Here is a 5,295-nt window from a genome sequence, read left to right as displayed (position 1 = left end):
ATCCAGTCGCGCAGCACATCGAGATCGGCGCGCCGGATCGCCACGCCAAGCATTGGAAGGCTCATGTCACGGTCTCCTTTTCATGTCATTTGATACCCGCGCGCATGAAGCTCTGGACGAACTGGCGCTGGAACAGCAGGAAAGCGATGAGAAGCGGCCCCGATGTCATCAGCGTGGCGGCATTGATCACCGACCATTCCACCCCGGAGTCGGTGGTCGAAAAGATGCTCAGCCCCACGGTCACGGGCCGCGTCTCGACCGAGTTGGTGACGATCAGCGGCCACAGGAAGTTGTTCCAGTGATGGCTCACCGAAACCAGCCCATAAGCAAGGTAGATCGGCTTGGCCAGGGGCACATAGACCCGCCACAGGATCGTCAGCGGCCCCGCCCCTTCGATCCGCGCGGCCTCGTCCAGCTCGCGCGGGACGGTCATGAAGGTCTGGCGGATCAGGAAAACGCCGAACCCCGACGCGACATAGGGCAGCGCGATGGCCGCGATCGTATCGACCAGCCCCAGCGCGCCGATGGTGCGGTAATTCTCGACGATGAGGATGTCGGGCATCACCAGAAGTTGCAGCAACACGAGCGAAAACAGGATGTCGCGCCCCGGAAACCGGTAGCGCGCAAACCCATAGGCGGCCAGCGTGCACAGCACGAACTGGCAAACGACGATCCCGGTGACGAGGATGAACGTGTTCAGGAAATATCGCGCGAACGGTGCCGCGTTCCATGCCTTGACGAAATTCTCCAGCGTCAGCGGCGCACTCAGCACGAACCGCGCCTCGTATTCCGACGGATGGACCGCCGTCCAGATCGCATAGACCAGCGGCAAGACCCAGATCAGCGCCAGCACCACCGCGCCGGTGGTCATCAATATGCGGTCGAACCCGGTCATTTGTAATGCACCTTGCGGTCGAACAGGAAGAACTGGCCGATGGCAAACAGCCCCAGCAGCGCCAGCATCACCACCGTCAGCGTCGCGCCATAGGCCGTGTCCCAGAACCGGAACGACGTTTCGTATATGTAATAGAGCAGCAGTGACGACGCGTTATCCGGCCCGCCACCGGTCAGGATGAAGATGTGATCGACCAGCCGGAAGGCATTGATCACCGCGTTGATCGACACGAAAAGCGTGGTCGGCATCATCATCGGAAAGGTGATGCGGCGAAAGATCGTCCAGCCGCCCGCACCCTCGATCCGCGCCGCCTCGGCCAGTTGCGGCGGAATCGCCTGCAAGGCGGCGAGGTAGAAGATCATGAAGAACCCCGCCTCCTTCCAGATCGACACCACGATGATCGCCCCCAGCGCCGTGTCAGGACTGCCCAGAAGGTTGGTCTGGCCACGGCCGAAGGCGCCCAGCACCTGGTCGATCAGGCCAAAGCCCGGCGTGTAGAAAAACAGCCAGATATTGGCCACCGCGATCAGCGGCAGAACCGTGGGCGTGAAATAGGCCATGCGCACCAGCGACCGCCCCGCAAAGGCGCGATTGACGAACAGCGCCATGGCGATGCTGAGCGCGATGGAAACCGGGATCGTGCCCAGCGCGAACCACAGGTTGTTGACCAGCACCTTCCAGAACACCGGATCACCGATCAACCGCTCGTAATTGTCCAGCCCCACGAATTGCGACGGGCGCCGCCCGCGCGGGGTCGACTGGAAGCTGTTCCAGATCGTCGTGACCGCGGGAATATGCGTGAACAGAAAGATGAACGCCAGCGCAGGCAGCAACAGCAACCAGCCATGTATCCATTGGCGCGACAGCATCGGCGCATCCTCTTTCCCAGGGGAAAACGGGCGGACCACAAAGGCCCGCCCGCATGGGGCTCACTCAGCGATAGGCGGCCAGGATCGCATCGGCCTGCGCCTGTGCCTCGGCCAGGGCCTCGTCGGCCGGCTTTTCCCCGGTGATCGCTGCGGCCAGCGCATCGTTGAAGATCTGCGTGATGCGCTGGTTCTCATAGGTCGAAAGCTCGGCCACCGCATGTTCGAGCTGATCGCGCGCCACCAAAACGGCGGGAAACTCCTCGGCATAGGCTTTCATCGTGTCGGTTTCCCAGGTCGCCGGGCGCGGCGCGACATAGCCGGTGGCCATGGTCCACTTGGCCGATTGCTCCGGCCCGGTGATCCACTTGATGAAATCCACCGCCGCGGCAAGCTCTTCATCGCTCGATCCCTCGAACAGGTAGAAATTGCCGCCGCCCGTGGGCGCGCCCCGACGCTTGTGCGCGGGCAGCATCGCGACACCGAAATCAAAGGGCGCGTTGTCGCGCACATTGGTCAGGTTCCCGGTCGTGGTCCACATCATCGCCGTCTGGCCTTCAAAGAACGCCTTGGGCGTGGCGCCCCATTCCACAATGCCCGGCTCCATCACCCCGTGCTCGGTCGAAAGCGACACCAGGTATTCCAGCGCCTCGACCACCGCCGGGTCGTCGAAATTGGTCTCGTTGCCGTCCGAATTGGCCAGGATCACATCGTTTTGCGTGGTCAGCCCCTGGAACAGCCAATAGGGAAAGCCCGAGGTCGGAATACGCACGCCCCATTGCTCGACATTGCCACTGTCATCCTTCTTGGTGAGATCCTTGCCCATCTCGACCATCTCCTCCCAGTTGGCGGGCGGCGTTTCGGGGTCGAGCCCGGCCTCGGCAAAGGCTTCCTTGTTCCAGTAAAGCACGGGCGTCGAGCGTTGGAACGGGATGCCATAGGTCTTGCCGCCGGTCTGGCTGTTTTCCATGAAGGCCGGGTAGAAGCTGTCGAGCCAGGCGCGATCTTCCTCGGTCGTGATGAAATCGTCGAACGGCAGGATCAGCCCCTCGTCGAGCAGGGTGAACATGTCCACGGCAAGCGCAACCGAAAGCTGCGGCGCGTTGCCGCCGCGGGCGGCGGTGATCACCTTGGTGATCGTGTCCTGGTAGGTGCCGGCATAGACCGCGTCGATATTCACGTCGGGGTTCTCTTCCAGGTATTCATCGGTGAGCGACTGGATCACCTCGGCCGCACCGCCGCCCACGGCGACGGGGAAATAGAATTGCAGATCGACGGCACGCGCCGGTGACGTAATGGTGATGGCAAGCGCGGCAGAAGCGGCCGCGCCCTTCAGGATATTGGCAAGCATTGTCATGGTGTCCTCTGGTTGATGACAGGCGCCTCCGCGCCCCTGGTGGCCACCGAGAATCCGGTTCGGGCCAACAACGATGCCGGATCGGGGGTCGCAATGCGCGCGCCCGTTCCCGCATCGAAGACGTGAAACTCATCTGCCGCGACCGAAACCGCGACCGTACTGCCGACCTCGGGCATGGCATGGCCCGGCACCCGCATCTGCGCCGGGGCCTCGCCGATCCGCCCTTGCACCAGGGCATCCGCTCCAAGGTATTCCACGCCGGTCACGCGCATCTCGAACGTGCCCGCGCCATGGGCCGGGTGCATCGCCTCGGGGCGGATGCCCACCTGGACCGCAGCGCCCAGCGCACGTTCCAGCCGCAGCCCCGCCTGCCCGAACGCCCCAGCCGGGATCAGGTTCATCGGCGGTGTGCCGATAAAGCGCGCCGCAAAGGTCGTGGCGGGCCGTTCATAGAGCTCGCCCGGCGTGGCCGCTTGTTCGACCCGCCCGGCATTCATCAGCACCACCCGGTCGGCCATGGTGATCGCCTCGACCTGGTCATGGGTCACGTAGAGCATGGTAAAGCCCAGCTCGCGCTGCAGCGCGCGCAGCTCTGTGCGCATGGTCTGGCGCAGCTTGGCATCGAGGTTCGACAACGGCTCGTCCATCAGGCAGATCGAGCGCTCGGCGATCACGGCGCGCCCCAGTGCCACGCGCTGCTGTTGCCCGCCCGACAGCGCGGAGGGCTTGCGCTCAAGCAACGCCTCCAGCCCCAGCAGATGCGCCACGCGCTCCAGCCGCGCCTGCCGCTCGGAGCGTTTGACCCCGCGGGTGCGCAGGCCGAAGATGATGTTCTCGGCCACGCTCAGATGCGGGAACAGCGCATAGGACTGGAACACCATCGAGAGGTCGCGCTTGTCGGCGGGCCGGTCGGTCACGTCCTCTTCGCCGATCATCACCCGCCCCGCGCTGGCCTGTTCCAGCCCCGCCACGATGCGCAGCAGGGTGGACTTGCCACATCCCGACGGCCCGAGAAGCGCGGTAAAGCTGCCGGGCGCGACATTGATGTGAACCTGGTCGAGCGCGACCGTGTCATCCCATCGCTTGACGATGGACTCGAGCCGGATCGCCCGCCCGCGCGCTGTGAATCCCGGGCTCATGCGATCTCCTCCGCGATGGTGAAGCGAACACCTTGCGCCGCGATCTCCCGGGCCAGGACCGCGGGCGGCGCGACATCACAGATCACCTCGTCCACATCTGCGATATGGCCACCGCGCACATGGGCGGCGCGGCCGAACTTGCTGCCATCCAGCAACAGGACCGAGCGGCGGCAATGCCGGAGAATGGCCATGCGCGCGGCCACCTCGTCCTCGGTGAAATCCAGCAACGTGCCGTCGGCATCGACGCCCGCCACGCCGAACAGGCCGATATCCACCTGGTAGCGTGCAAAGAACGCCTCAACCTGGCTGCCCAGGACATCGCGATCCCCCGGTCGCACCATGCCGCCCGCGATGTGAACGGCCCAGCCTTCGCACTCGCAGGCGAACAGCGCGATATTGAGGTTGTTGGTCATCACCGTCAGATCGGTCTTGTCGTGCAGGGCCTGAACCGCGAATTCCGGCGTGGTTCCGATCGACACGGCCAGCGACAGGCCCGGCTCGACCCCTGCGGCGAAACACGCCGCGATGCGACGCTTGGCAGGGGCATTGAGCGTGCGTCGCGCCCCATAGCCCAGGTTGTCGGCGCGCGGCGCCTCGACCCCGCCATGGACCCGGCGCAGCACGCCGGCCTCGCACATCACGTTCACATCGCGCCGGACGGTCTGTGGCGAAACGCCGTAGATTTCGGCCAGCCGCTCGATCGAGACGTGTTGCGCGTCCTGCACCTTGCAGAGCATGTCGCGCTGCCGATCCGACAAGCGTATCGCCGTCCAGTCCATGAACACACATCCCGTTCAACCGCTTTCTGGGCGACCGGTCTCATGTTCATATGAACTTTGGGGCACATTCACATGAACCCTTTGTAAAACATCCGCCCGGTGCGTTCACACCCCACGCGGCCCTCGCGGCGCCAACACCCGGCAGCCGCACGGCAGCCGAGCGGCAGCCGGATGTCACCCCCCCGAATCCGGCCGATGCGCCGCGTTAACGCTTTGTGGCCGATTGTGGCAAAATGTGGCAAAATCACGGCACGCGGGC

The 5,295-nt window shown here is 64.5% G+C and carries 6 protein-coding genes; all 6 read right to left on the bottom strand.

All coding sequences use genetic code 11. From position 1 onward, the window contains the following. Positions 1-85 precede the first annotated feature (85 nt). Positions 86-895 (bottom strand): carbohydrate ABC transporter permease, encoded by an 810-nt coding sequence (locus ACESL9_RS16860; protein WP_372612144.1) that lies wholly within the window; start codon positions 893-895, stop codon positions 86-88. Then, on the bottom strand, positions 892-1,764 hold the full coding sequence (locus tag ACESL9_RS16855; RefSeq protein WP_372612142.1) for a carbohydrate ABC transporter permease: 873 nt from the start codon (positions 1,762-1,764) through the stop codon (positions 892-894). The genes ACESL9_RS16860 and ACESL9_RS16855 overlap by 4 nt, the downstream gene beginning before the upstream one ends. A 64-nt stretch (positions 1,765-1,828) precedes the next feature. Then, positions 1,829-3,118, bottom strand: a complete 1,290-nt coding sequence (locus ACESL9_RS16850; protein ID WP_372612140.1) for an ABC transporter substrate-binding protein — start codon at positions 3,116-3,118, stop codon at positions 1,829-1,831. Then, positions 3,115-4,257, bottom strand: coding sequence for an ABC transporter ATP-binding protein (locus tag ACESL9_RS16845; RefSeq protein ID WP_372612138.1), 1,143 nt, complete (start codon positions 4,255-4,257; stop codon positions 3,115-3,117). The genes ACESL9_RS16850 and ACESL9_RS16845 overlap by 4 nt, the downstream gene beginning before the upstream one ends. After that, entirely contained in the window at positions 4,254-5,036 is a 783-nt protein-coding gene (locus ACESL9_RS16840; RefSeq protein WP_372612136.1) for a DeoR/GlpR family DNA-binding transcription regulator, read from the bottom strand. Before ACESL9_RS16840 ends, ACESL9_RS16845 begins: the two co-directional genes overlap by 4 nt. Positions 5,037-5,104: 68 nt before the next feature. Continuing rightward, positions 5,105-5,295 (bottom strand): hypothetical protein (locus tag ACESL9_RS16835; protein ID WP_372675272.1); only part of this gene is annotated, 191 nt, incomplete at its 5' end.

Origin of the sequence: Aquicoccus sp., assembly GCF_041686535.1 — a bacterium.
In the GTDB taxonomy this organism is placed as follows: domain Bacteria; phylum Pseudomonadota; class Alphaproteobacteria; order Rhodobacterales; family Rhodobacteraceae; genus Aquicoccus.
This window is presented reverse-complemented; position numbering and strand designations above follow the sequence as displayed.